The following is a 24,537-nucleotide window of genomic DNA, read 5'->3' on the forward strand; positions in this document are numbered from 1 at the left end:
GTGCCAGAGTACGTCTCTTTTCTCAACAATTGCGCGCCTTGGTTTATGGCTTTTTGTTCATCACCGAATGTGTTTGCAAAAGCATCTTTTTCTTCTCATGGAAGAAAAAACAGCGGATCGAGTGCTTCCTTGCCCCTGCGGATCTCAAAGTGGATTCTGGGATTGCCGCCGCCCGGAGGCGTGCCGGAAAGAGCAATCCGTTGTTCTTTGCTGACATACTCGCCGGTTTTCACCAAAGCCCTTTCATTGAACCCGTATACCGTGAAATAGGCTTCATCATGCTTGAGAATTATAAGATTACCATATCCTGAGATGCCGTTGCCGCTGTAGGTCACTTTTCCGGCGGCAGCGGCTCGAACTCCAGTGCCGTTGGGAACAGCGATCTCCACTCCCTTGCTGACACTCCCGTTCGTCTGCCCGAAGGGCCTGACGATCGCACCCCTGACCGGCCAGGAAAACTTGCCGCGCAGGTCGGCGGGCAAAGATTTGGGGCGGGCGGTTTCTGCGGATTTGGACTTGGTTTTGGTACTGGCTGGAGCGGGAGTCTTCTGAATAATGTCCGGTGCAGCCGAATTTCCTCGGCTGCCCACCGTTGCGGGAACGCCCCGCGTCCGCGTGGCACCCGGGATGAAGAGTCGCTGCCCGACCTCGAGAGAGGAACGATCGCGGAGGCGGTTGATACGCGCAACGACATCCTCGTCAACCTGGTAGGTCTTGCAGATCCGGTAGAACGTCTGACCCCTCTCCACCCGGTGATAAACCCCTCTGGGCGGGGCACAGGAAAAGAGCAGGAACGCGAGAAGCATGCCTGTCGGGAAAAACCGTTTTCGGCCTGCTTTTGTAAAAAGCATCCTCCTACCCCTACCGGTTTTTCAGGCCTTGTTCAATGCCGCCTGATTGGATCATCAGGAAATGTACCGCAGCAGATAAAAGCCGCCAATCAGCAAAACCATAAAGGCGATGGTCAAAGCATTAAAATACTTATCTATGAACAGACGCATTCTCGCCCCAAAGAAATATATCAGGCCTGCCACCAGAAAGAAACGCAGGCTTCGGCTCAACGCCGAGGCGACAAGGAACATGATGAAATCGATTTTGAAAACACCGGCCCCGATGGTGATCACTTTATACGGAATCGGGGTGAACCCGGCGGTGAACACCACCCAGAAATCGTATCGGGAAAACAGGTCCTGAACCTGCATGAATCCTTGCGGAGTGAACCCCGGGACGTATTGATAGAATAATCCAGAAACAACCTGCCACAGGCCGAAACCGATGCCGTAGCCGGCAATGCCACCGAGCAGGGAGCCGCTGGAACAGAGGAAGGCATATTTCCAGGACCGGGATGGCAGGGAGAGGCAGAGGGCCATCAACAGGATGTCGGGAGGCAGCGGGAAAAATGAGGATTCTACAAAGGCCAGCAGAAAAAGAGCCGGAGCCCCATACGGAGTTTCGGCCCAATGCAAGACCCAGTCATAGAGCCTGCGAATAAGTTTCATGCCCCGTTGTCTCCGTTCTGCCAGCCATCCTTGCCGATAAGGGGAACGAAGCGGCAGTCGAGCAGGCTTTCCTCACTGAATTCATGCAACCCTTTGCGGACGATTCGTTTCAAAATCTGGGCACCCCTGGACCCGACGGGAATGACCAGACTTCCCCCGATCTCGAGCTGATCAAGATAATGGGGAGGCACATCGGGAGCTCCGGCCGTGACGATGATCCCGTCGAAGGGGCTTTCCTCCTCCCAACCGGAGGTTCCGTCACTGAGCTTGATGTTGACGTTCTTGCAGTTGATGAAATCAAGAATCCGTCGAGCACGCCGGGCCAGAGAGGCGATCCTTTCAACGCTGTAGACTCTGGATGCAATCTGGGCCAGCACGGCCGCCTGATATCCTGACCCGGTGCCGATTTCCAGAACCTTTTCCCCGCCTTTCAAAGAAAGAGCTTCGGTCATGAAGGCGACCATGAAGGGCTGGGAAATGGTCTGCTTCTCTCCGATGGGCAGGGGGTAATCGCTGTAGGCCTGCCCCCGCAGGGCTTCTTCAACAAACAGATGCCGGGGAACCGTCTGCATGGCGTCGAGAACCAGCCTGTCGGTGACGCCCCGCCCTGCAATCTGCCGTTCAACCATCAGCCGACGGGCAATCGAGTAATCCATTTGGTTCCCTCTATTCGGATTGATCTGCGAAGAACTTTTCCGGCCCCTTGCTGTCCCAACCGGCCAGGGCATCGAAGGAGCGATAATTGGTCAGATCGAAATGCAGGGGGGTAACGGAAATATACCCTTTTTCTATCGCCAGGAAATCGCTCCCTTCCATCATCTCGAACTGACTGGCTCCGCCGCCGATCCAGTAGTATTTTCTCCCTCGGGGATCGAGCTTTTCCACCACCAGATCTTCATATCGTCTCTTTCCCTGGCGAGTCATTTTGACCCCCCTGGGCGGACCGGGCGGAACGTTGACGTTCAAAAAAGTATCATCGGGCAGGCCGTGGTCAAGCACCATTCTGGCCAGCACAACCGCGAAACGGGCAGCCTCCCGGTAATCCTCCTCCAGACCGCCCGCCGCGGCCCTGGAAATGGCGAAGGCGGGCACACCCATGAGAAGGGCTTCCATGGCGGCGGATACGGTACCGGAGTAGGTAATGTCGTCCCCGAGGTTGGCACCGCGGTTAATCCCGGATACAACCAGATCAGGGCGTTTATCCAGCAGTCCATGGATTCCAAGGTTGACGCAGTCGGTCGGGGTACCGTCGACAATAAAGGTGTCGGGCCGGATTTCCTCGGCCCGCAAAGGGGAATGCAAGGTAAGGGAGTGGCTGGCCGCACTGCGTTCCCGATCGGGAGCGACAACGATGACACGCCCGATATCAGCGAGAGCCCCGGCCAGTGCAGCAAGACCAGGGGCATGAATACCGTCGTCGTTGGTAACTAGAATCAGCAAAAGAAAATCTCGGAAAGGTTCCTGGGCATGGGGATCGGCGAATCCTATGCCTTTTTCAGGGACTTTCGCAGCCGCATGAGGTCGTCCCGCAACTCCTCCAACAGGCGCAGGGCCGTTTCACCGCTGTCACTGACAGGACTGTCCGCATCACAATTTTTTTCCCGCAGTTTCTTCCTCGCCCCCGCGATGGTATACCCCTGCCGGTACAGCAGGTCCTTCAGATAGAGGACGAGTTCGATATCCTGACGCCGATAAAGCCTCTGTTTGCCTCGGCTTTTGAGCGGCTTGAAAACGCCGAATTCCGACTCCCAATAACGGAGAACGTGCGCTTTAATTCCGGTGAGGTCGACAACCTCTCCGATCTTGAAATAAAGCTTTTCGGGAATTTGGACATCCATGCCGCTTCCTGCAGCCGGCCAAAACTCTACTTCTCGTCGTTGATGGCGGCCTTGAGCACCTGACTCGGCTTGAAGGTCAAAATCCTTCGTGAGGTGATTTCGATCTCGTCCCCGGTCTGAGGGTTACGTCCTTTGCGGGTGGCTTTCTGTTTAACGACGAAGTTGCCGAACCCGGCAAGCTTGATCTTTTCACCGCCTTCCAAGGTTGTCTTCATGAGATCGAAGACCATCTCGACAATCTCCGCGGATTCCTTTTTGGAAAAACCGGTTTTCAGATAGACTTCCTCAATAAGGTCCGCTTTCGTCATATAGTACTCCCCCTTCCGGATTGCACAGAGCCTTGAATTAACGGAATTTTTATATCATAGGAATCTAGTGGGTTCAACCGGTTTTTTTAGCGAATTTCGGCACCTAGCTCATTTTGTAGCAACTTGACGATCCGTTCGTGCGCAGAGCCGATCTCCTCCTCGGTCAATGTCTTCTCCGGGCTGCGGTAGCGAACCCTGATGGCGAGGCTCTTTTTGCCCTCCGCAATCCCCTCTCCACGGTAGAGATCGAACAGGGTGTAGCTTTCAACGAAGCGGCTCCTCGCCTTGTCCATCACCTGAAATACCTGGCTGGCCGAGACAGCATCGTCGAGCAGAAACGCACTGTCGCGATAGACATCGGGGAACCTCGAAATGGGCCGGAAACCCTCACCTTTACCAGACGCAGCGGAGAAAACAGAAAGATCGAAATCGAGCAGAAAAACCGGTTTGTCAATGTCGAACGTCTCCAGAATGGCAGGGTGCACCTCCCCCAAGGTCCCCAGCATCCCCTCCTGATGAACCACCCGACAGGATTTTCCGGGGTGAAGAAACGGCTCGCTCCCCTTCCCGTCCCAGATGACCGGTTGAATCTGGAATTGCGCGAAAAGCACTTCCGCAACCCCCTTGAGATCGAAAAAGTCGACGGATTCCCTCTGCTGGGCCCACCCTTCCGGCTCGCGCCGCCCGCACACAACCGCCGTCAGCCGAAGCTTTTCTTCCGGCAGCTCCTCCCCCGCCACCGGCAGGTACACCGGCCGCAGCTCGAAAAGCCGCAGGTCCAGAGAACGATAAGCGATGTTGCGGGAAACCGTCTCAAGCAGACTCGAAACAAGGGTCGTCCGCATCACCGACTGGTCTTCGCTCAAGGGATTGAGGATCCGCACATTGTTTCTGCGTGGATCGCCATCCGCCAGGTTCAAGGCATTCCAGGCGGATGGCGAGACAAAGGAATAGTTGACCACTTCGGCAAAACCGGCGGCGACCATGGCATTGCGCACCTGACGCACCAGACTCTGCATGTCCGGTGGACGATGGCAGATCATGCGGCTGGCAGGCATGGTGACAGGAATCCGGTCGTAACCATTCAGCCGGGCAACCTCCTCGATGAGGTCGATTTCCCTTTCCAGATCGGGACGCGCTGTCGGGACCGTGACATAGATCATTTCGTCGTCTCGGTCCTCGGCGGGCCTTGCGTCCAGACCGATGGCCTTGAGGATGTTTTCGATTTCGAGGCTCTTCAGTTTCAGGCCCAGAACCTGGTTGGTCCGGCCTGTCGAAAGGGTGATCACCCGCTCGACGATAGGCCTGGGATAGATGTCGATGGCTCCCCGGGCGATGGTCCCTCCAGCCACCTGGCGGATCAGTTCGGCCGCCTTGTCCAGGGCCAGAGGAACCATGTTGACGTCGCACCCGCGCTCGAATCGATGCGAGGCTTCCGTATGCATTCCCAGGCGTTTGCTGCTGCGGCGAATGGTCGTCGGATTGAAATAGGCGCTTTCCAGCAGGATCTCGGTGGTGTCTTCCCGGATCTCGGAATTCTCACCGCCCATGATCCCGGCCAGGGCGACCGCGCCCCTGCCGTCGCAAATGACCAGATCGGAGTTTTTCAGGACGCGGGACTGCCCATCGAGGGTCACGAACACCTGCTCTTCTTCAGCCCGCTTGACAACGATTCGCTTTTCCTGCAGCAGATTGAAATCGAAGGCATGCAGGGGTTGCCCCAACTCCATGAGAATCAGGTTGGTGACGTCGACAACGTTATTAATGGAGCGCATGCCGACGGATTCGATCCGCCGGACAAGCCAATCGGGGGACGGGCCGATGCGCACCCCTTGAATGAGGCGGGCCGCATACCGGGGGCAGAGACCGGGTTCCTCGACGGTAACGGAGGTCAGATCTCCGATCGACGGCCCCTCCTCGACCAGCTCCGGCACAGGAACATGCAGGGCCCGACCGGTCAGAGCGGAAACTTCCCGGGCGACCCCTGCAAGACTCAGACAATCCGGCCGATTGGGCGTCAACCCCAGTTCGTAACGCACATCCTTGAGTCCAAGAGCCTGAAAGACCGGCTCTCCTACCTTGAGGTCCGTGGGAAGAATCAGGATCCCTTCCGACTCTTCAGCAAGCCCGAGTTCCTTTTCCGAGCAGAGCATCCCCATGGACACCTGGCCGCGAATCTTGGATTTCTTGATTTTAAAATCGCCGGGCAGCACGGATCCGACCTGAGCCAGGGCCACAAAATCTCCGGTCCGATGATTTTGCGCTCCGCAGACGACCGGAACGGTTTCGGAACCAGTATCCACCTGGCAGAGGGTCAGGCGGTCAGCGTCGGGATGGGGAGCCACCTCGACCAGCCGGGCGACGATGACAGAATCGAGACCGGTGCCTACGTATTCCATGGCGTCGACCTCGAGGCCGGCCATGGTCAGACGGTGACCCAGTTCCTCCGGGGGGAGATCAAAATCGACAAATTCCTTCAACCAGTTGTAGGAGACGATCATTTATTCAGGTCCTTTATAAAGAAATGTCCCATAAACATTCAATTTTATGTCTTTTTATTCCTTAAACTGATGGAGAAAACGCAGATCGTTCTCGAAGAAGAGCCGCAGATCGTTGACCCTGTATTTCAACATTGCGATCCGCTCTATTCCCATGCCGAAGGCGAAACCGCTGTATTTCTGATAGTCGTAATTCACGGCCTTGAAGACCTCGGGATCGATCATGCCGCTGCCCAGAATCTCGAGCCAGCCGGAATTCTTGCAAACCCGGCAACCGTCCCCGCCGCAGATGACACACTGGATGTCCACCTCGGCACTGGGCTCGGTGAAGGGGAAGAAAGAAGGCCGGAACCGCACCCCGGTCCCCCGCCCGAAAAACTGGGTGATAAAGGTGGTGAGCACGCCTTTCAGATCGCCAAAGCTGATCCCCCGATCGACCAGGAATCCCTCGATCTGATGAAACATTGGAGTGTGGGTCAGGTCGGAATCACGGCGATAGACCGTTCCCGGCGCGATCACACGCACTGGGGGCGCATGCTTGAGCATGGTCCGGATCTGCACCGGGGAGGTGTGCGTTCTCAGCACCACATCCTCGGAAATATAGAAAGTGTCCTGCATGTCCCGGGCAGGATGGTCCTTTGGCATGTTGAGGGCCGCGAAATTATAAAAATCCATTTCGATTTCAGGACCTTCCGCAATGCCGAAGCCGAGGGAAGAGAAAATTTCGCAAATTTCCTCGGTCACCAGGGTGATCGGATGCTTGGAGCCTGAGTTCTGGCGCCGTCCGGGCAGCGTCACGTCGATCCGCTCGCTAGCGAGTCGATTGGCCAGTTCGGCGGCTCTTACGGCTTCGGCCCGCTCTTCAAAGAGAGCTTCCAGCTCCTCCTTAATCCGATTGGCCAGCGCCCCGACCGTGGGCCTTTCCTCGGCGGAAAGGCTCCCCATGCCTTTCATGACCGCTGTCATCAACCCTTTTTTTCCCAAAAAGCGAACCTTTGCGTTCTGCAGATCGGTCAGGGTCGAAGCTTCCTGCAAGGCGTTGCGCCCCTCTGCCAGCAAACCTTCGAGTCGTTCTTTCATAGGTAAGTTCGCATCCATAGCACAAAATGAATAAAGGAAGCCGTGCGGCTTCCCAAAAAAAAGAGATGAGGGCGACCCCTCATCTCTTCTGGTGAAACTCCTTACTGAAGCTGGGCCTTGGCTTTTTCCACGACGGCACTGAATCCGGCCGGATCGGCTACGGCCAGCTGGGCCAGGATCTTGCGGTCCAGCCCGATTTCTGCCTTTTTCAGACCGTGGACCAGGCGGCTGTAGGAGAGTCCGTTGTCCCGGGCGCCGGCGTTGATCCGCGCAATCCAAAGGGCGCGAAAATCGCGTTTCTTGACCTTGCGGTCCCGGAAGGCGTACTTGAGGCCGCGATCCACCGCTTCAGTGGCGCTCCGGAACAGTTTGCTGCGTGCGCCCCGGTAACCTTTGGCCAGCTTGAGAATCTTGTTTCTTCTGCGTCTCGCTTTGAATCCCCGTTTTACTCTTGGCATGCATTTCTCCTTCGTGTTGATATGCGGCATTGCCGCAGCCGGATCTGAAGGGGGAGACTATTTTCCCCTCAGTTCACGGTCTTGACCAAGATGTCCAGCTGCTCCCTACATGTAAGGGATCAGCTGGGCAATATTCTTTTCATCGACCTTGGCGACCAGTGTGCCCTGGCGCAGGTCCCGCTTTCTTTTGGTGGTCTTCTTGGTCAGAATGTGGCTGGTAAAAGCCTTGTTCCGACGAATCTTGCCGGAGCCGGTCTTGCGAAAACGCTTGGCGGCGCCGCGATTGGTTTTGATCTTAGGCATGACAACCCTCTCCTTGTTTTTAAAATCGACCAACGGCAGCAGGGCCGGTTTGCCGTCTCGCCGGCCTGCACCTGCCCGCAACCGTTGTTTTGCTTATTTCCTGCTCGGTGCCACCACCATGGTCATAAAACGCCCGGCCATCCGCGGCGTCATTTCCACCTGGCCGATATCCTTAACGTCTTCGACCATCCGCTCCATGAGCTTGCGGCCGAACTCGGGATGCGTCACCTCCCGCCCGCGGAACATGACCGTCACCTTGACCCGATTGCCGCTTTCGAGAAATCTTCGAGCATTCTTGAGTTTGACCAGGTAGTCGTGCTCTTCCGTTTTCGGCCGCATCTTGACTTCCTTGAGCTCGACCTTGGCGGATTTCTTTTTGGCTTCGGCGGCCCGCTTGCTGGCCTGGTACTTATACTTGCCAAAATCCATGATACGGCAGACCGGCGGATCGGCATTGGGTGAAACTTCGACCAGGTCCAGTCCCCGTTCTTCAGCGGCAGCCAGCGCTTCGGGCACGGTCAGAATGCCGAGGAGTCCCCCCTCGTCGTCGACAACCCGAACTTCCTTGGCTCGAATGGCGCGGTTGATGCGTGTCTCTTGCTTAGCTATGGTGACACCTCCTATCGATAGTGACTGCACTCGTCCCGCACAAAGCGCACGAACTCGTCGATCGTCACAGGCTCCAGGTTTTTGCCGCTCCGGTACCGGGGAGCGACTGTCCCGTTTTCCTTCTCCTGATCGCCGACGACGAGCATATAGGGAATTTTCCCAACCTGCGCCTCGCGGATTTTAAAGCCCAGCTTTTCGTTCCGCAGGTCTTTTTCAACCCGGATGCCTGCGTCACGCAACTGCTGCCAGACCTGCAAAGCATATTCGGCCTGGTTGTCGGTAACATTGAGGACGATGGCCTGCACCGGCGAGATCCATAACGGGAAACTGCCCGCAAAGTGCTCGATAAGCACTCCGATGAATCGTTCGATGGCGCCAAGGATGACGCGATGCAGCATGACAGGCCGATGTTTTTCCCCATCGGCGCCAATATAGGTCAGATCAAAGCGCTCGGGAAGGGTAAAATCGCACTGGATTGTAGCACATTGCCACCTTCTGTCAAGAGCGTCCTTGAGCTTGATATCGATCTTGGGACCGTAGAAAGCGCCGTCCCCTTCGTTGACTTCGAACTGCCGCCCGGAGCTTTCGAGTGCGCCCATCAGAGCGCCGGTGGCCCTTTCCCAGTCAAGATCGCTGCCGATCGATTTTTCGGGGCGGGTGGAAATTTCGATTTCGTACTCGAAGCCGAAGATTCCCATTACATCCTGCACGAAATTCAGAACACCCTTGATTTCGGCATCCAGCTGTTCCGGGGCACACAGAATGTGGGCGTCGTCCTGGGTGAAGCCGCGCACCCGCAGCAAGCCGTGCAGGACCCCCGATTTTTCGTGCCGGTGCACCGTGCCGAGCTCGAAGTAGCGCAGGGGCAGGTCGCGGTAGGACCGCATCTGCGATTTGTAGATAAGCATGTGAGCCAGGCAGTTCATCGGCTTGAGGCCGTAACCCTGCCCGTCGACCTCGGTAAAATACATGTTCTCCCGATAATTGTCGAAATGCCCCGAGGTCTTCCAAAGATCGGTGCGCAGGATCTGCGGCCCCATCACCAGATCGTAACCGCGCCGCAGATGCTCTTTCCGTTCAAAATCCTCAAGCAGGGTGCGCAGCAGCGCGCCCTTGGGGTGCCAGATCACCAGACCGGCTCCGGCCTCCTCGTTGAAGGAGAACAGGTCCAACTCCCGACCCAGGCGGCGATGATCCCGCTTGCGGGCCTCCTCGAGGCGGGCGAGATAGGCCTTGAGCTCCTTTTTGTCGGGAAAGGCGGTGGCGTAGATGCGCTGCAGCATGGCGTTCTTTTCGTCGCCGCGCCAATAGGCGCCGGCCACACTGGTCAGCTTGAAGGCCTTGATCAGACGGGTATGCGGCAGATGCGGCCCCCGGCAGAGGTCGACGAACTCTCCCTGGCGATAGAGGGAAACGGTCGGTTCGTTGATATCCTCGATGATCTCGACTTTGTAGTCCTCTCCCATGGCGCGGAAAATTTCAATGGCTTTTTCGCGGCTGACAACCTCGCGCACCACGGGCAGACCGGCCTCGGCCAGCTCCTGCATCCGCTTTTCGATCTTTTCGAAATCCTCGGGAGTAAAGGTGTGTTTCGGACTGTAAAAATCGTAATAGAAGCCGTTTTCGATGGAGGGTCCGATGGTCACCTGAACGTCCCGGCCGTAGAGATCCTTGACGGCGTGGGCCATCAGATGTGCGGTGGTATGCCGGTAGACGTCCAGACCCTGGGGGGAGTCGAGAGTGATCAGCTCGAGGCGGCAATCCCTGTCGATTTCGGAGGCCAGGTCGACCGGCTTGCCGTCGATCCGACCGGCCACGGATTTGCGGGCAAGCCCTTCCCCGATCTCTCTGGCAACGTCGAGGACCGAACTTCCCTCGGCGACTTCTTTGACGGAGCCGTCCGGCAATTCTACTCGCAGCATGGCGATTACCTTCTCCGCGAATGAAAAGAGGCATCCGGAGATGCCTCAATCGGTTGAGCAGTTGTGGTCATCGTTGGTAGGCACGGGCGGGATTGAACCGCCGACCCCTACCGTGTCAAGGTAGTGCTCTCCCACTGAGCTACGTGCCTACATCTTCCTACGACGGGCCCAATTTCTATCAAACTAATCCCAGTCATGTCAAGCCCTTTTAACAACAGCGCAACTTTTTTTCCTTACCCCTGAGAGTATCCGTTTTCTGGGGTTACAGCAACCGTCTTGCGAAATCCGCGGCCGCCGATTTGTGATCAACCTCTGTCATCCGGGATGACTTTTGGGGCCCTTGGCCGATTTTCTCGAAACTCTGTTTTTCAACAGGCGCCCGGCTTCGCGAGCTTCAGGCAATCCCATGACCAGGCAACCGAATCCGTAGAGAAGACCACCGCCGGCCACGGCGCCCAGAAGGGCGACAGCTTTTTCGGCCACCTGTCCCGGCTCCTTCCAGACAACGGTGCCGAGAACAAAATAGGCGAATCCGACCATCAGCAGGGTGGGCGGCACCACCCGCAGCAACGAACCGCTGAGTCGGCCAAGCCCAAGCCGGCCGACCTTGCGTCGCAGAAGCCAGAGCAGCAGCAAGCAGTTGAACACCGAAGACAGGGTCAAAGCGAGAGCCAGACCGACATGACTCAACCATCCCATGAGGACATAGCCCAAGGCAGCGTTGACAATCAGGGTCCAGAAGGACACCCACACCGGGGTGCGAGTGTCCTTGAGGGCATAGAAGGTCGGCACCACCACCCTGCTGATCCCGACAAACAGGAGCCCTGGAGCATAGGCCGTCAGGGCGAGAGCGGTCTGACGCACGTCCTGATAAAGAAACTCTCCCCGCATGAAAAACAGGCTGAAGACCGGCTCCGCGCACATTATAAGGCCGACCGCGGCCGGCACTGTGATCACTGCGATCAGCACCATGACAAAGCGCAGGCTCTCCTTCAGACCACCGCGGTCCCCCGCCACGGCCTGCCGGCTCATGGAGGGCAGCACCGCCTGCGCCAGAGATACGATAAAGATCCCCTGGGGCAGTTCGAACAGCCGCTGGCCATAATACAGATAGGATACACTCCCTTCCGGCAGAAAGGAAGCCAGCAGCCTGGAAATGACGACATTGATCTGATAGATGGCGACTCCTGCGATGCCGGGTATCATCAGACGAAAAATCCGACGGACCGCAGGGTGCTGCATATCGAAATCCAACCGAAGCCTGAAGCCCTTCCGGGCCAGGACCGGAAACTGAACTGCAAACTGCAAAAACCCTCCGAGCAGAACCCCCACGGCAAGGGCAGTCACCGGCACCTCGAACATGGGGGCAAGCAGAAAGGCGCATGCGATCATGCTGAGGTTCAGCAGGACCGTGGAAAAAGCGGGCAGAAAGTAGTGTCCGACGACATTCAGGATTCCCGTCATCAGCGCGAGCAGGCTGACAAAGAAGATATAGGGAAACATCAACCGGTTGAGAAAATCGGTCAGTGCCAGTTTGCCGGGAACGGCGGCATAGCCGAAGCCGATCATTCTGACGATGGCCGGAGAAGCCAGAACCCCGGCCACGACAACTCCCGCCATGACCATGAGCAGAAGAGTCCAGCAGATATTGGCAACCCTGCGCCCTTCGTCGATCCCCTGCCGATGCATGACTTCGGAGAAGGTCGGAACGAAGGCGGCGGTCAGAGACCCCTCTGCAAAGAAACGCCGCAGCAGATTGGGAATGGTGAAAGCCATGAAAAATGCGTCGGTCCCGAAACCGGCACCGAACAGGGTGGCCACCACCATATCCCGCACCAGACCGGCGATACGGCTCAAGGTTGTGGCGGCTCCCATGACCCCGGTTGCGGTTGTGATGTTTTTTTTCTCCGACATGAACAGCTTTAAACTCCTGGCGAAAATGGGAATGAATTATTTTTCATTCCGGAAGTGAAATAACTATACCCTTGTTTTCTTGCGTCTTTTTTTTGCATTTTAATATTTTCTTATCTTGACTGACGGTAGTTTTAATGCTATAAGGTCAAGCTCAAACCGTGTTCATGGCAAAAACTGGAGCCGTGAACCGCCCTGCAGAGATTAAAAAAACCCTTTCAGATCAACAAAATCAGCCGGTACCGGCAATTCCCGTATGGAGGAAAGAACCTTGGCCAATCACAAATCAGCCGTCAAAAGAAACAAGCAGGCGACCGTCCGCAACCTTCGCAACACTCATGTCCGTTCCACCATGCGAACCCTGGTGAAACAGGTCCGCACCGCCGTTTCCACCGGAGACGCCGAAACGGCCCGCCAGGCCCTCAGCCGAGCCATCCCCTTCATCGACAAAGCGGCGACCAAAGGTGTCATTCACAAATCCACCGCCAGCCGCAAGATTTCCCGGCTCAACAAGTTGGTGAACTCGCTCTCCTGAGGGGTCGGAAGACATACGCCAGGCAACAAAAGGGGCTGCAAAAGCCCCTTTTGTCATTTTTTCCTTTCATCGAGACCGGCAATATGCAGCACGAGGTTTTCCAGAAGGGCCGCGGGATGGGAACCACTTGATTTGAGCGCCAGGTCCGTTTCCAGAAGACGTCTGAATATCTCCGGAAAAGCCGTGATGGGAAAAGCACGGGCCTGACGCATCAGGCCGTCCAGAAAATAGGGGTTGATCCCCGCTTCCCGAACGATACCCTTTCTATCCAGACCCTGTTCCTGCCAATAGGCGATCTTCCAGAGTTGACGGAAATGCCTGGCTATCATGGAAAGAGCCACAAGGGGAACAACCCCTTCAGCCAACAAACGCTCCAACAGAGGCAGGGCGCGGTTCGAATCCCGAAAACCGAGAGCATCGGTCAGTTCGAAGATGCTGTCGATGCGGATTTCCGAAACAATTGCCTTCACATCGGCCGTATCGACCACTTTCCGGTCTCCCAGATAGCTGAAAAGCTTGTCCAGTTCCCCGACGATTTCCTGCAGATTGTTACCGACTCGCCGGCAGAAGGTGGTCAGCCCTTCCTCGGAAAAATCGAAACCGGATTCCTTGGCATAAGTGGAAACGAACTCGGGAATCTGGTTGTCATAGTACTTCCTGAACTCGACCAGTTTTCCCTGCTTCTTGAACAGCTGAAAGAATTTCCGTCGGCTGTCGATCTTCTCGGCGGTGAACAGCAGGATGGTTTCCTGAGCGGGATTTTTCAGATAGGGGATCAGGGCCTCCAGTTCGGTGGCCGGGACCAGATGGGCATCACGCACCAGCACCAGCCGGTGCCGGTTGAATACCGGGAAGGTCTGGGCGCAATCGAGAACCTCGGCGGCCCGCACATCCTTGCCATGAAAGACGTTCAGGTTGAAATCCCGGCTGTCCTCGGGAACGGCCAGGTTCCTGATCTTCTCGACAGTGCGCTCGAGAAAAAAGCGCTCCTCGCCGTAGAGAAACAGCAGAGGCGGAAAATCCCTGTCCCGCAAAGCTTTATTTAAATCAGCGGGAATCATCCGAACTTCCTGGACACCGGCAGTCAGAATCCATCGACAATCCGGGAATAGAGTTCGTCTGCCAAACGTTGGCTGGCCTGCTCAATGGCGGCGCTTTCCCTGGCATCCTGCAGAGCCTTGTCCCGGCTGGTCGTATATTCTTCCGCCCAGCGCACCGTCCCCTTCCACAGGGGCAGGCCGTTGTCTCCCCGGCGCAGGACCGCATTCAGGGCGATTTCCGAGCGGTACTCGGCAATCTCATCGACGGGATTATAGGAGATGGCGCTGCGACCATAGCCGACGAGCCTGCCTCCGAGGATGGCATCGGCCCGATTCCTGTCCTCCACCAGAACCAGCTGCTGATGGCGGGAAAAGCGTTCGACAATGGCATTGGTGACCGCGTTTTCAAGAAACGGTTCGCGGGTTCCGTTTTCCATCATTTCGATGTAAAGGCTTCGGATCTCTTCCGGCAATGCATCGCTGCGCCCCTGCAGGTGATAGCCGCAGCCGAGGACCGCCAACAGCAGGGCAGCGCCGATCAATCGAATCGCCTGCTTCATGATACCACCACATTGACAAGCCGCCCGGGTACGATGATCACCTTGCGGATCTGTTTTTCTTCAAGGAACCTGGCAACATTGGCATCGGCAAGAGCGGCCTGGCGTATCTCGTCCTCCGAGGCATCCGCGGCCACTGTCACCTTGCCGCGTACCTTGCCGTTGACCTGAACCACCAGAGTTTTTTCGTCTTCGACCAGGGCCTCCTCCCGCCACACGGGCCACCCGGCCTTATCCAGGCCCCCTTCATGGCCGAGAATGCGCCACAATTCTTCGCTCATGTGCGGGACAAAGGGCGCCAGCAGCCGTACCACCGATTCGATGGCTTCACGCAGGACCCCGGTATGGTTCTGCTTCTCCTCGAAGGCATAGATGGCGTTGACCAGCTCCATGATTGCGGCAATTGCCGTATTGAAATGGAAACGGCCGTCGATGTCCTCGGTCACCTTGCGAATGGTGCGGTGGACCTGCCGACGCAGATCCCTGCCGACCCCATGGGTCTCCTCGCCGGGATCGGCGGCAGCGATCAGCTCGAGGTTCTCATAAACCGCACGCCAGACCCTGTTGAGAAAACGGTAGCACCCTTCGACCCCCTGCTCATTCCACTCCAGGTCCTTTTCCGGGGGAGCGGCGAACAGCGAGAAGAGACGGGCCGTATCCGCCCCGAACCGTTTGATCAACTGATCGGGATCGACGACATTCTTTTTCGACTTGCTCATTTTTTCGGTCCGGCCCAGAGTCACCGGCTTGCCGCATTTGGTGCAGTGCCCTTCCCTCACCTCCTCGGGGAACAGCCAGCCGTGTTCAGGGCAGCTGGTGGTTTCCATGCACACCATGCCCTGGGTCAGCAGGTTGGTAAAAGGCTCGTCCAAAGCCACCATCCCCAGATCGCGCATCACCTTGGTGAAAAAGCGCGCATAAAGAAGATGCATCACCGCATGCTCGACACCGCCGATATACTGGTCAACCGGCATCCAGTATTCCACCGCCTGCCGATCAAGGGGTCCTTCCGTGTAATCGGGGCAGGCATAGCGCGCAAAATACCAGGAACTTTCCACGAAGGTATCGAAGGTATCGGTTTCCCGCCGCCCCGGCCCTCCGCAACGGGGGCAGTCTACATAAAAGAATTCTTCATGGCGCGCCAGGGGGCTGCCGCCCTCGCCGCTGATCTCCACGTTCTGCGGGAGCAGAACAGGCAGGTCCTTCTCGGGGACAGGAACCGTACCGCACTGCCGGCAATAGATGACCGGAATCGGCGTGCCCCAATAGCGCTGCCGTGACACACCCCAGTCCCGCAGGCGGAAATTGACCGTTTTCCATCCGAACCCTTGTTCCGTCAGAAAATCGGCGATCTTTTCCTTTCCTTTTTCATTATCCAGGCCGTTGAATGCTCCGGAATTGATCATTTTGCCGGGCCCGGTCCAAGCCTCCTCCATAAGAGCGGGATCGAGGATGATATCTTCAGGCTGAATCACCGGAATGATGGGCAGGCAGTATTTGCGGGCGAACTCGAAGTCCCTCTGATCATGAGCGGGGACGGCCATGACGGCGCCGGTACCGTATTCCATCAGGACAAAATTGGCCAGGAAGACGGGAATCCGGGCACCGGTAACGGGATTGAGAGCGTAAGAGCCGGTAAAAACGCCTTCCTTTTCGAAATCTTCGCTGGTCCGCCTGGCTTTGTCCTGCTTTCGGACCTTGGCCATAAAGTCCTGTACGGCCTGTCGATTGTCCGCTGTGGTCAATTCCAGGGCCAGGGGGTGTTCCGGCGCGATGCTCATGAAAGTGGCGCCGAACAGTGTATCCTGGCGGGTGGTGAAAACCTTGATCTTCAGGTCGGAGTCAGCGGCGGGAAACTCGATCTCACAACCTGTGCTGCGTCCGATCCAGTTGCGCTGCATGGTCAGAACCGACTCCGGCCAGCCGGTCAGTTTACAGGTCCAGTCAAGCAGTTCCTGGGCATATTCGGTAATGCGGAAAAACCACTGCTCCAGTTCCTTCTGTTCGACCTCGGTATCGCAGCGCCAGCAGCAGCCGTCCTCCACCTGTTCGTTGGCCAGGACGGTTTGACACTCGGAGCACCAGTTGACGAAGGAACTTTTTTTGTAGGTCAGCCCCTTTTCAAACATTTTCAGAAAAATAAGCTGTTCCCATCGGTAGTAATCGGCGTCGCAGGTGGCGAATTCACGATTCCAGTCATAGGAAAAACCCATCTTCTTCAACTGGGCCCGCATGTGATCGATGTTCTCGCAGGTCCACTTTGCAGGATGGGTGCCGTGCTGGATGGCCGCGTTTTCCGCCGGCATGCCGAAAGCGTCCCACCCCATGGGATGGAGCACGTTGAACCCCTGCAGACGCTTGAAGCGGGCCACGACATCGCCAATGGAATAGTTGCGGACGTGCCCCATGTGGATACGCCCCGAGGGATATGGAAACATTTCGAGCAGGTAGTATTTTTCCCTGGTCGGGTCCTCAACCACCTTGAAAGTTTGCTGCCTTTCCCAGTGATCCTGCCATTTTTTTTCAATGGCCCCGGCGTCGTACCGCTCTTGCATATTTCCTCCGAATCCTGTGGACATTTGTCAAAACAGCAAAACCGGCCAAGGCCGGCATCGCATGAGAGGATGAAGATGTGTTTCTGGCGGGTGCGGGAAAGCCCTCGAGAGGGCTGTTCCTTTTGATTGGGACGGTCCAGCCCGACCGCAACAGGCGCCAGTCCCCCTCCGCTCCCGATTACTTCTCCCTATAGGTGATTCGGCCCCTGGTCAGGTCGTAGGGGGAAAGTTCCACGGTGACCCGATCGCCAGGAAGAATGCGGATGTAGAACTTACGCATCTTGCCGGAGATGTGGGCCAGAACGATGTGCCCGTTGTCCAGCTTGACACGGAACATGGCGTTGGGGAGTGGTTCGATGACTGAACCCTCGACTTCAATGGCTTCTTCTTTGGCCAAAGGAACCTCCTTGAATTTCCGGTTGAAAACTGTCGATGATCTTCCCGGTAATTCATGAGGCTTCGTCAGGGCACTCCGCCGCAATCTGCCGGTTGAAGGAGAGGTCTCATGAATAATCGGGGCTTTGAAGGTAACCGGAGATATTTAACATAACCGGCCCCCGAATTGTCAACATTTTGCAGCAGGGGACGAGGAATTCTCCAAGGGCCGATCGTCGTGCGAAGGTTTGGCGGCAGGAAGCGGTGTGCCCGCCGGATTGGCTCAGGTGGTTAAAAATCTCTGGATGGTTTCGATGACCATGGCGGATTTGAAGGGTTTGGTGATGTACCAGTCCGCCCCAACCTCTTCGCCTCGTGCCATGTCCTCGCCGCTTTTTTTGGCGGTGACCATGATCACCGGGATCCCCTGGGTCTCCGGATCGGTCTTGATACGCCGGCAGACTTCAAAGCCGTCGAGGCCGGGCAGCATAATGTCCAGGAGAACGAGATCAGGGTGTTCTTTTCTGACGGCCTCAAGGGCCTCCTGCCCGCTTGCCGCACCACGCACGTCATAACCCTTTGAGGTCAGCAGAATGCTTTCCAGCCGAAGAAGACTTTCTTCATCTTCGACAATAAGAATTTTTTTCTTCACCCCAACAACTCCTTTTCTTTCCAAGGCCTTCAGAAGCTCTTTTTCGCTTGCCGCTCCGTGAAGCCCTCCTGAGGTAGGATGCCAACGACTGAATTCTAACTATCCTGATATAACATCTTCTCCTCCTGAAAGGCGGGAGGGGGCAATCTATGTCGGAAATCGCAACCAGGGGTGGCAGAAGCTGCCATCAGAGACTCATTATCCCAATAATTTTCTTATTGTCCAGTATCCTTAAGGTAAAAACTTTCAAATATCCGCATTCTTTTCCCGGATCTCGGAAATGGATTCATAACCCCTTGGAAAAAAGGACCGCTTTCAACAAGGCACGTTCCTTCAACAACCCCACCTGGGTGAGAAAGACCTCGAGTCCGTCGGTATCGCCATAAGACTGACTTCCGGCAAGCATGTCACCATAGAGCAGGGCAACAACCTTTGCCTGGCAGATAACGGGACCGAGAAAAATTTCGACTGCCGGAGGCTCCCCGAGGTAACCGGCAAAGCAGCGTTCCCAATCGCCGCTGCCCAGCGTTCTTTTAATCGGCTCCCGCTTCTCCAGAACCGAAGTGAAGATGGATGGTTCCTTCAGGGAAATCACCAGTTCCCCGAGACGATTGCCCTGAACTCCACTGAATTTTTCGAACCCGAACTGCCCCGACCCGTTCATCTTGTCTCCCTGAACGGAAAAAATCACGGCGCGATCGAAAAGCTCTGCAGCAAACCTGAGGATAAGCAGTCTGGCCTGCTGTTCCAGATCATGGACACACAATTCGTTGGACAAGGTCTTCAGCAGAGCGAGTTGACGCCGGATCGGCTCTTCCCCTTCATTCGGAGAGATGCCGGGGGCGGGAAGCATGCCTCCTTTTTCTTCCTTGGGCTGGCTTTCAGTCTTCAAAACCTCCGCCGTCGTCGGCAGAACTTTTGCCACCCGCTTTACAAAAGCCTCCATGGCCGCCCCCCCCTTCGACGCCAGGGTGCGGCGGTGAGGCTTAACGACAAGTTGGTCCACTCCGAGGGCCTGGATGCGTTTTTCCGTCTCGGTGCAGAAGTAATCGGAAAACATTCTAACGGGAAGTTTCGGATAGCGGGACCGGATGACCTCAAGCAACTCGAGCCCGCCCAGAATTCCTTCGCCGTTGAACCTTGGCATGATCAGGTCGATAAGCAGAGTCGGCCGTTTTCCCTGATCGACGACCCGATCCAATTCCAGAAGCAACTCACTGCCGTTGGCGAAGGCTGAGACGACCCGACCCTCTCCATGGAGATCGCTGGTCAGCTTTTCGCGAACAGCGGGATCGTCGTCTACCAAAAAAACCTCACCGGTCCCCTCACACGCCGGCTCACTCAGGGACCAGGGGTGTTGGGCCGCCTCGGTTTCAGGACGGGGTGGAAGAATGCTGACGTCCTGTTTTGTCCCGGCCATGGGCTGGGCTGCCGGAATCTCTTCGGGGAAAACCGCCGGAGCAGGCTGGCTATCGGTATCGAGAGAAAAACGGGGGAAAATTCCGTCGTGAAGAAAAATCGAGCCGGAGGACCGCAGATGTCTGCCCAGCTCCTCCAACTGGCATGTCTCGAAATTGAAGGTGCCCTGGTCCCAGCGCAGAAGTTCGGTCAGTACCTTTTCGATCTCCTTGCGGCTCGCCAAAGCGATGGCGGTTCCGGGAATACCGCAGGTTTCCAGCAGGATTCCGGCAACAGCCTCAAGAGATTTGTCTTTACCGAGGAGCGCCGAGGCCTGATCCAGGCGCTCCTGATCGACGACACCTCGTCGAACCAGCCAATCGAAATTGTTTTTCCCGTGCAATTCGGAGCCGGCACCCACAACCTTCCCCTGGCAGAAAGCGATTTCTGCCCGAGAGTCCCCGTCCTGCAGACTTAGCAGGCCGGTCTGGCTGCTCATACTGACGACCTGCAGGATGTTATCCACGCTGAGGTCCCCAAGGCTGCCGACAAATCCCATGAACTCGTCCCTCTAGATCGAAATGAACAGAATTGAAAAGCATGCCGGCAGAACTGGTCGAATCCGACCGGGCGCACTTCCGGCTTTGAGCTCCAAAAATTGCAGTTATGCAAGAAAAACACCATGCTCAACGCCATGACTCATTCTCAAAGAAAATGCATCGGCGGACGCCGGTCAGGTACGCTCTCTGTCCCTGAAAGACAACCGGATGGGGCATCCTTCGAAACCGAAGGCCTCGCGAATCTGATTGACCAGGTAACGATGATAGGAAAAATGAACCCCCTCGGCCTGATTGGCAAAAACCACGAATGAGGGCGGGCGCACAGCGGTCTGGGTCATGTAGAGAAGTTTTACCCGCTTTCCCTGGTGCATGGGGGGCTGGTGGGTGAGAGTGGCTTCCTTCAGCAATTGATTCAGTGCGGGAGTCGGCACACGCCGGTTGAACTCTTTGGCGACCGCTTCCACCTTGTCCATAATGCGGGAAACCCGCTGTCCGCTGAAAGCGGACACGAAAAGGATGGGAGCGAAAGACAAAAATTTGAAACTGGTTCGTAAATCGTCAACATACCGTCCCATCGTCCTGTCGTCCTTGGTCACCAGATCCCATTTGTTGACAACCAGAATCACCGCACGCCCCTTTTCAAAGGCATATCCGGCCACAGTCAAATCCTGTTCCGTCACCCCTTCCCCGGCATCGATAACCACCAGCACCACGTGGGCCCTGTCCATGGCCTTAAGGGCCTGAATAACACTGTATTTTTCGAGTGTTTGGCTGACTTTTCCCTTGCGTCGGATACCAGCCGTATCGATCAGGACATAGCGCTGCTGATTGTAGGTGAAGGGGGTATCGATACTGTCCCGGGTGGTGCCGGCAGCCGGATTGGCCACCACTCGTTCAAACCCTAACAAACGATTGACAAGTGACGATTTTCCGACATTAGGCCTTCCTACCACGGCCAGACGAACCTCCTCCCCCTCCGCCTCGCCGCCGGCCGGAACCTTGGGCAGAATAGCCAGGATTTCGTCGATCAGATCGCCGACACCCCGGCCGTGTTCGGCCGAAACGGCCTGTATATCGCTCACCCCCAAAGCGAAAAATTCAGCCAGATCGGCATCCTGTTTCGGTCCATCGACCTTGTTGATGACATGAATCACGGGCTTTCCCGACCGGCGCAGAATATTGGCCACTTCGATGTCGGAAGGGGTCAGACCCTCCCGACCGTCCATGACAAACAGGATGACATCCGCCTCCTCGACAGCCAGACTGGACTGCTCTCTCATCTGCACCAGGAGTTGGTCTTCACTGACCGGTTCGAAACCGCCGGTATCGATCAGGATGAAAGGCGTGGAATAGCGGGTCACTTCAGCATAATTGCGGTCGCGGGTCACACCGGGGAAATCTTCGACGATAGCCCGGCGCTGGCCGATTATACGGTTGAACAGGGTCGATTTACCGACATTGGGCCGGCCAACGATGGCGACTACTGACATTTCGATACCTTTGCGTTGAATGAACCGGTTCGGTTATGCACCCGGTTGTCGTTATCTCAATCGATACTCACAGCGTCGACCACGATTACGACCACGATTACGATTACGATTACGACAACGATTGACTCTTACTGTAGCCTGGTGGATAACCAGATTGAATTAAATTGGAAGCGGGGCCATTTCCATAAAGGTCGCCCTGCAGCTACTCGTACCCGAAATCCTTGAGCAGCCTTTTCGACTGGGTCCAGTTCTTCTCCACTCTGACAAAAAGCTCGAGAAAGACCCTGGTACCGAGCAGCCGTTCGATGTCATACCGGGCCGCCTTGCCGATGGATCGTATTTTGGCGCCGCCTTTTCCAAGGATGATGCTTTTGTGGGCCTCCCGCTCCAGATGAACGACCGCTTGAATCACGACCAGGTTTTTTTCCGGTTTCTCCTCGAACTGGTCTACTGTGACGGCAACACCATAGGGTATCTCGTCATGCACCTGTTTGAGGATCTGCTCCCGCACCATTTCGGCCACGATAAACCTTTCAGGAAGATCGGTCACCATATCCTCGGGATAGTATTGCGGCCCTTCCGGCAATAAATCGATGACAGTCCCGACCAGATCCTCCACGCCCTCGCCGGTCAGGGCGGAAACCGGCACGATGGCCGTAAAGGGAAATTTTCTGGAATAAACGTCGATCAAAGGCAGCAGCCGGGGACGTTCGACCAGATCGATCTTGTTGAGCACCAGAATGACCGGCACTTTGGATTTGGCCAGAACCTCGAGAATGTACTCGTCACCGCCACCGATCCTGTCGTCGGCCTCGGCAAGAAACAGAATGGCATCGACATCGCTGCAGGCGGAAAGGGCTTGTTCCACCATGAACTGATTCAGCAGCCCCTTGGCCCGATGCAGACCGGGAGTATCGAGAAGGAGCACCTGTCCTTCTGCATGATTGCAGATCCCCAGAATCCTGTTGCGGGTGGTTTGCGGCTTATGGGAGGCGATGGCGACTTTCTGGCCGAGGATGGCATTCAGCAATGTCGACTTCCCGACATTGGGACGTCCGATTATCGAGACGAAACCGGAACGGAAAATTTTTGTCTTTTCATTCTGCACGAGCCAGGATCCTTTCGAGATGCACTCGATATTTAAGTCATTTCGCGTATTTAGAAGACATATTAGGTTACTTTGCGGGCGCAGGATACGCGCTCAGCACCCTTTCCCCGAAACGGAAGCAGTACCGCGGCAGCGTTCTCTGCACACCCAATGAAAAACCGGGATAGCGCCCCTGCAGATAATGCAGGTTTTCTCTCCGGTGGCCGACGGCGTTTCCGAGATCGGCCGGATGGACCTGGATCGCCGCGGCGCCCATCAGGGCCATTTCCCGATCCAAAGCCCGCCTCCACAACCGGGATTGCACCAACTGACCGAAGGCCGGATGATAGGGGCCGGCCAGAAGAAGATCGCCCCGGTCCAACTCCTCGGTGGACTGAAGACCGAGCCGGATGACGGGAATGCCGACAGCCAGGCAATCCAGCAGCAGATCCGCGCACACATCGATGGCCGTCTCAAGCGCTAGAGGCTGAAAGTCGCCCTTGCGCCAGACCTGTTCCAACTCTGTCCCCTTTAGCACGACCGCGGGATAGATGCGCAGAAAATCGGGGTTAAGGGCCAGCGCACGCCGCAAGGAAAAAACCGCTTCCTTCCGATCGCCTCCAGGCAATCCCGGCATCAGCTGCAAACCGACCTTCAACCCCTGTTCCCGCAGGATGGGCACTGCGATGGCGGCCGCATCAGGACCGTGTCCCCGCTGTACAAGGGACAACACCGCCGGGGAAAAAGACTGACAGCCCAATTCGACCGTCGTCACTCCACACTCCTTGAGCAGGCCCGCGTTCTCCCTGCTGATCGCGTCCGGCCGGGTGGACACACGTATTCCCGAAAGCCGGCCGGAACGAATAAAGGGCGCGACCTGATCCAGATAGGCTTTTTGTCTTTCAGAAGCAAGCAGGGTGAAGGTTCCACCAAAAAAAGCCGCTTCCCCCTCCCCCTTGTCAGGCAGAATTTTCTCCAGAGCGACGCAGACCTCCTCTGGAGCGGGTGCCCGGGAAACACCGGAAAGGCTGTTTTGCTGACAGAACCGGCAGCGATGCGGACAGCCTGCATGAGGAATGAAAAAAGGGTAGATTTTCAAGGAGTTTCTCCTTCCAGAAGCTGAAGGGCCTCCCTTGCCGCCTCCTGCTCGGCCTTTTTTTTGGTGGTGCCCTTGCCGCGCCCGATCACGCGCCCCTCGAAACGCGCTTCCACCGTGTAGGAGCGTTGATGCTCCGGTCCTTCAATTTGACTCAGCTCGTATTCGGGAGGCAGTCCATACCGGGCCTGCATCATTTCCTGCAGTCGGGTTTTGTAGTCCCTCCCGGTCTTGCTGCTAGCCGCCCGGCGGATTTTTTCGGCCAGCAGCCCCTCGGCAACCCTGCATGCGTTTTCAAAGCCGCCGTCACAGAATACGGCTCCCAGCAAAGCTTCAAAGGCATTGGCCAGAAGACTTCTTTTTGTACGCCCTCCGCTTTTTTCCTCCCCCCTGCCCAGACGCAGATAACGGCCCAGCATCAACTGCCCGGCGATTGCGGCCAAACTCTTTTCATTCACCACTTCTGCGCGAATCCGGGTCAGCTCTCCTTCTGTTGCCGTGGCCAGATGGTGGAAGGCATAACGGCTGACGATCAGACCGAGAACGGCATCGCCTAGAAACTCCAGCCTCTCGTTGAAGGGAAGAACGCCCCCCGGCTGCTCATTGCTGTAGGATTTGTGCGTCAATGCCTCCTGCAGCAGGCTCCCGTCGCGAAAGCGGTAGTGAATTTTCTCTTCCAGGGTGCCTTCCGTGTGATTTGTGCAGGGATATTCTTCCATTTTTTCCTGAGGCCTGTCCATTGGGAAACTGCTGGCACGAGCGTCCT

24 protein-coding genes and 1 tRNA gene are annotated in these 24,537 nt (G+C 56.4%); 1 reads left to right on the forward strand and 24 read right to left on the reverse strand.

Annotated features, from left to right (window positions below):
- Positions 1-95: 95 nt before the first annotated feature.
- The 14 genes from R2940_06575 to murJ all read right to left on the reverse strand — a co-directional run bounded on the left by R2940_06575 (position 96) and on the right by murJ (position 12,429).
- Positions 96-851, reverse strand: coding sequence for a M23 family metallopeptidase (locus R2940_06575; protein ID MEZ4599436.1), 756 nt, complete (start codon positions 849-851; stop codon positions 96-98).
- 54 nt (positions 852-905) lie between these two features.
- Positions 906-1,499, reverse strand: coding sequence for a YqaA family protein (locus R2940_06580; protein MEZ4599437.1), 594 nt, complete (start codon positions 1,497-1,499; stop codon positions 906-908).
- Positions 1,496-2,155, reverse strand: a complete 660-nt coding sequence (locus R2940_06585) for a protein-L-isoaspartate(D-aspartate) O-methyltransferase (GenBank protein ID MEZ4599438.1) — start codon at positions 2,153-2,155, stop codon at positions 1,496-1,498. The genes R2940_06580 and R2940_06585 overlap by 4 nt, the downstream gene beginning before the upstream one ends.
- Before the next feature lie 10 nt (positions 2,156-2,165).
- Positions 2,166-2,939: a 5'/3'-nucleotidase SurE gene (gene surE, locus R2940_06590; protein ID MEZ4599439.1), complete on the reverse strand. Its 774-nt coding sequence runs from the start codon at positions 2,937-2,939 to the stop codon at positions 2,166-2,168.
- A gap of 44 nt (positions 2,940-2,983) precedes the next feature.
- Entirely contained in the window at positions 2,984-3,337 is a 354-nt protein-coding gene (locus tag R2940_06595) for a MerR family transcriptional regulator (protein MEZ4599440.1), read from the reverse strand.
- A 26-nt stretch (positions 3,338-3,363) separates the two neighbouring features.
- Entirely contained in the window at positions 3,364-3,645 is a 282-nt protein-coding gene (locus R2940_06600; GenBank protein MEZ4599441.1) for an integration host factor subunit alpha, read from the reverse strand.
- An 86-nt stretch (positions 3,646-3,731) separates the two neighbouring features.
- Positions 3,732-6,146, reverse strand: coding sequence for a phenylalanine--tRNA ligase subunit beta (gene pheT / locus R2940_06605; GenBank protein MEZ4599442.1), 2,415 nt, complete (start codon positions 6,144-6,146; stop codon positions 3,732-3,734).
- A gap of 54 nt (positions 6,147-6,200) precedes the next feature.
- Complete coding sequence (gene pheS, locus R2940_06610; protein MEZ4599443.1) at positions 6,201-7,223, reverse strand: phenylalanine--tRNA ligase subunit alpha; 1,023 nt, start codon at positions 7,221-7,223, stop codon at positions 6,201-6,203.
- Positions 7,224-7,324: 101 nt separating this feature from the next.
- Entirely contained in the window at positions 7,325-7,681 is a 357-nt protein-coding gene (gene rplT, locus R2940_06615; GenBank protein MEZ4599444.1) for a 50S ribosomal protein L20, read from the reverse strand.
- 105 nt (positions 7,682-7,786) lie between these two features.
- Positions 7,787-7,984 (reverse strand): 50S ribosomal protein L35, encoded by a 198-nt coding sequence (gene rpmI / locus R2940_06620; protein MEZ4599445.1) that lies wholly within the window; start codon positions 7,982-7,984, stop codon positions 7,787-7,789.
- Between the two features lie 93 nt (positions 7,985-8,077).
- Positions 8,078-8,623: a translation initiation factor IF-3 gene (gene infC, locus R2940_06625; protein ID MEZ4599446.1), complete on the reverse strand. Its 546-nt coding sequence runs from the start codon at positions 8,621-8,623 to the stop codon at positions 8,078-8,080.
- Positions 8,605-10,515: a threonine--tRNA ligase gene (gene thrS, locus R2940_06630; GenBank protein ID MEZ4599447.1), complete on the reverse strand. Its 1,911-nt coding sequence runs from the start codon at positions 10,513-10,515 to the stop codon at positions 8,605-8,607. The genes infC and thrS overlap by 19 nt, the downstream gene beginning before the upstream one ends.
- A 74-nt stretch (positions 10,516-10,589) precedes the next feature.
- Positions 10,590-10,664 (reverse strand) — tRNA-Val (locus R2940_06635).
- A gap of 166 nt (positions 10,665-10,830) precedes the next feature.
- Positions 10,831-12,429 (reverse strand): murein biosynthesis integral membrane protein MurJ, encoded by a 1,599-nt coding sequence (gene murJ / locus R2940_06640; protein ID MEZ4599448.1) that lies wholly within the window; start codon positions 12,427-12,429, stop codon positions 10,831-10,833.
- 268 nt (positions 12,430-12,697) lie between these two features.
- Between murJ and rpsT the strand changes: the two genes are divergently transcribed.
- Positions 12,698-12,961, forward strand: coding sequence for a 30S ribosomal protein S20 (gene rpsT, locus R2940_06645; GenBank protein MEZ4599449.1), 264 nt, complete (start codon positions 12,698-12,700; stop codon positions 12,959-12,961).
- Positions 12,962-13,014: 53 nt separating this feature from the next.
- Here the strand turns inward: rpsT and holA are convergent, their stop codons facing one another.
- From holA to rnc, 10 genes are all read right to left on the reverse strand, one after another.
- Entirely contained in the window at positions 13,015-14,022 is a 1,008-nt protein-coding gene (gene holA, locus R2940_06650; protein ID MEZ4599450.1) for a DNA polymerase III subunit delta, read from the reverse strand.
- A gap of 23 nt (positions 14,023-14,045) precedes the next feature.
- Positions 14,046-14,561 carry an LPS assembly lipoprotein LptE gene (lptE, locus tag R2940_06655; protein MEZ4599451.1) on the reverse strand — a complete coding sequence of 172 codons (516 nt, stop codon included), beginning with the start codon at positions 14,559-14,561 and terminating at the stop codon, positions 14,046-14,048.
- Positions 14,558-17,113, reverse strand: a complete 2,556-nt coding sequence (gene leuS, locus R2940_06660; protein ID MEZ4599452.1) for a leucine--tRNA ligase — start codon at positions 17,111-17,113, stop codon at positions 14,558-14,560. Before leuS ends, lptE begins: the two co-directional genes overlap by 4 nt.
- A gap of 178 nt (positions 17,114-17,291) precedes the next feature.
- Entirely contained in the window at positions 17,292-17,510 is a 219-nt protein-coding gene (infA, locus tag R2940_06665; protein ID MEZ4599453.1) for a translation initiation factor IF-1, read from the reverse strand.
- Positions 17,511-17,771: 261 nt separating this feature from the next.
- Positions 17,772-18,140, reverse strand: coding sequence for a response regulator (locus tag R2940_06670; GenBank protein MEZ4599454.1), 369 nt, complete (start codon positions 18,138-18,140; stop codon positions 17,772-17,774).
- A gap of 286 nt (positions 18,141-18,426) precedes the next feature.
- The gene (locus R2940_06675) at positions 18,427-20,097 is read right to left on the reverse strand and encodes a response regulator (GenBank protein MEZ4599455.1); all 1,671 of its coding nucleotides are present in this window, start codon (positions 20,095-20,097) and stop codon (positions 18,427-18,429) included.
- Between the two features lie 174 nt (positions 20,098-20,271).
- Positions 20,272-21,588 carry a ribosome biogenesis GTPase Der gene (gene der, locus R2940_06680; protein MEZ4599456.1) on the reverse strand — a complete coding sequence of 439 codons (1,317 nt, stop codon included), beginning with the start codon at positions 21,586-21,588 and terminating at the stop codon, positions 20,272-20,274.
- A 202-nt stretch (positions 21,589-21,790) separates the two neighbouring features.
- Positions 21,791-22,696: a GTPase Era gene (gene era, locus R2940_06685; protein MEZ4599457.1), complete on the reverse strand. Its 906-nt coding sequence runs from the start codon at positions 22,694-22,696 to the stop codon at positions 21,791-21,793.
- A gap of 67 nt (positions 22,697-22,763) precedes the next feature.
- A complete protein-coding gene (locus tag R2940_06690; protein ID MEZ4599458.1) occupies positions 22,764-23,774 on the reverse strand; it encodes a radical SAM protein in 1,011 nt (336 codons plus the stop codon).
- Positions 23,771-24,511 (reverse strand): ribonuclease III, encoded by a 741-nt coding sequence (gene rnc, locus R2940_06695; GenBank protein ID MEZ4599459.1) that lies wholly within the window; start codon positions 24,509-24,511, stop codon positions 23,771-23,773. Before rnc ends, R2940_06690 begins: the two co-directional genes overlap by 4 nt.
- Positions 24,512-24,537: the final 26 nt, after the last annotated feature.

This window comes from Syntrophotaleaceae bacterium (assembly GCA_041390365.1).
Classification (GTDB): domain Bacteria; phylum Desulfobacterota; class Desulfuromonadia; order Desulfuromonadales; family Syntrophotaleaceae; genus JAWKQB01.

What these genes read in the sequence shown, in the direction of transcription:
- R2940_06675 (MEZ4599455.1), bottom strand. Translation starts at nt 20,097, where the DNA reads ATGGGATTTGTCGGCAGCCTTGGGGACCTCAGCGTGGATAACATCCTG.
- lptE (MEZ4599451.1), bottom strand. Translation starts at nt 14,561, where the DNA reads ATGAAGCAGGCGATTCGATTGATCGGCGCTGCCCTGCTGTTGGCGGTC.
- R2940_06595 (MEZ4599440.1), bottom strand. Translation starts at nt 3,337, where the DNA reads ATGGATGTCCAAATTCCCGAAAAGCTTTATTTCAAGATCGGAGAGGTT.
- rpmI (MEZ4599445.1), bottom strand. Translation starts at nt 7,984, where the DNA reads ATGCCTAAGATCAAAACCAATCGCGGCGCCGCCAAGCGTTTTCGCAAG.
- pheS (MEZ4599443.1), bottom strand. Translation starts at nt 7,223, where the DNA reads ATGAAAGAACGACTCGAAGGTTTGCTGGCAGAGGGGCGCAACGCCTTG.
- der (MEZ4599456.1), bottom strand. Translation starts at nt 21,588, where the DNA reads ATGTCAGTAGTCGCCATCGTTGGCCGGCCCAATGTCGGTAAATCGACC.
- thrS (MEZ4599447.1), bottom strand. Translation starts at nt 10,515, where the DNA reads ATGCTGCGAGTAGAATTGCCGGACGGCTCCGTCAAAGAAGTCGCCGAG.
- rnc (MEZ4599459.1), bottom strand. Translation starts at nt 24,511, where the DNA reads ATGGACAGGCCTCAGGAAAAAATGGAAGAATATCCCTGCACAAATCAC.
- R2940_06575 (MEZ4599436.1), bottom strand. Translation starts at nt 851, where the DNA reads ATGCTTTTTACAAAAGCAGGCCGAAAACGGTTTTTCCCGACAGGCATG.
- rplT (MEZ4599444.1), bottom strand. Translation starts at nt 7,681, where the DNA reads ATGCCAAGAGTAAAACGGGGATTCAAAGCGAGACGCAGAAGAAACAAG.
- murJ (MEZ4599448.1), bottom strand. Translation starts at nt 12,429, where the DNA reads ATGTCGGAGAAAAAAAACATCACAACCGCAACCGGGGTCATGGGAGCC.
- R2940_06585 (MEZ4599438.1), bottom strand. Translation starts at nt 2,155, where the DNA reads ATGGATTACTCGATTGCCCGTCGGCTGATGGTTGAACGGCAGATTGCA.
- holA (MEZ4599450.1), bottom strand. Translation starts at nt 14,022, where the DNA reads ATGATTCCCGCTGATTTAAATAAAGCTTTGCGGGACAGGGATTTTCCG.
- R2940_06580 (MEZ4599437.1), bottom strand. Translation starts at nt 1,499, where the DNA reads ATGAAACTTATTCGCAGGCTCTATGACTGGGTCTTGCATTGGGCCGAA.
- pheT (MEZ4599442.1), bottom strand. Translation starts at nt 6,146, where the DNA reads ATGATCGTCTCCTACAACTGGTTGAAGGAATTTGTCGATTTTGATCTC.
- R2940_06600 (MEZ4599441.1), bottom strand. Translation starts at nt 3,645, where the DNA reads ATGACGAAAGCGGACCTTATTGAGGAAGTCTATCTGAAAACCGGTTTT.
- leuS (MEZ4599452.1), bottom strand. Translation starts at nt 17,113, where the DNA reads ATGCAAGAGCGGTACGACGCCGGGGCCATTGAAAAAAAATGGCAGGAT.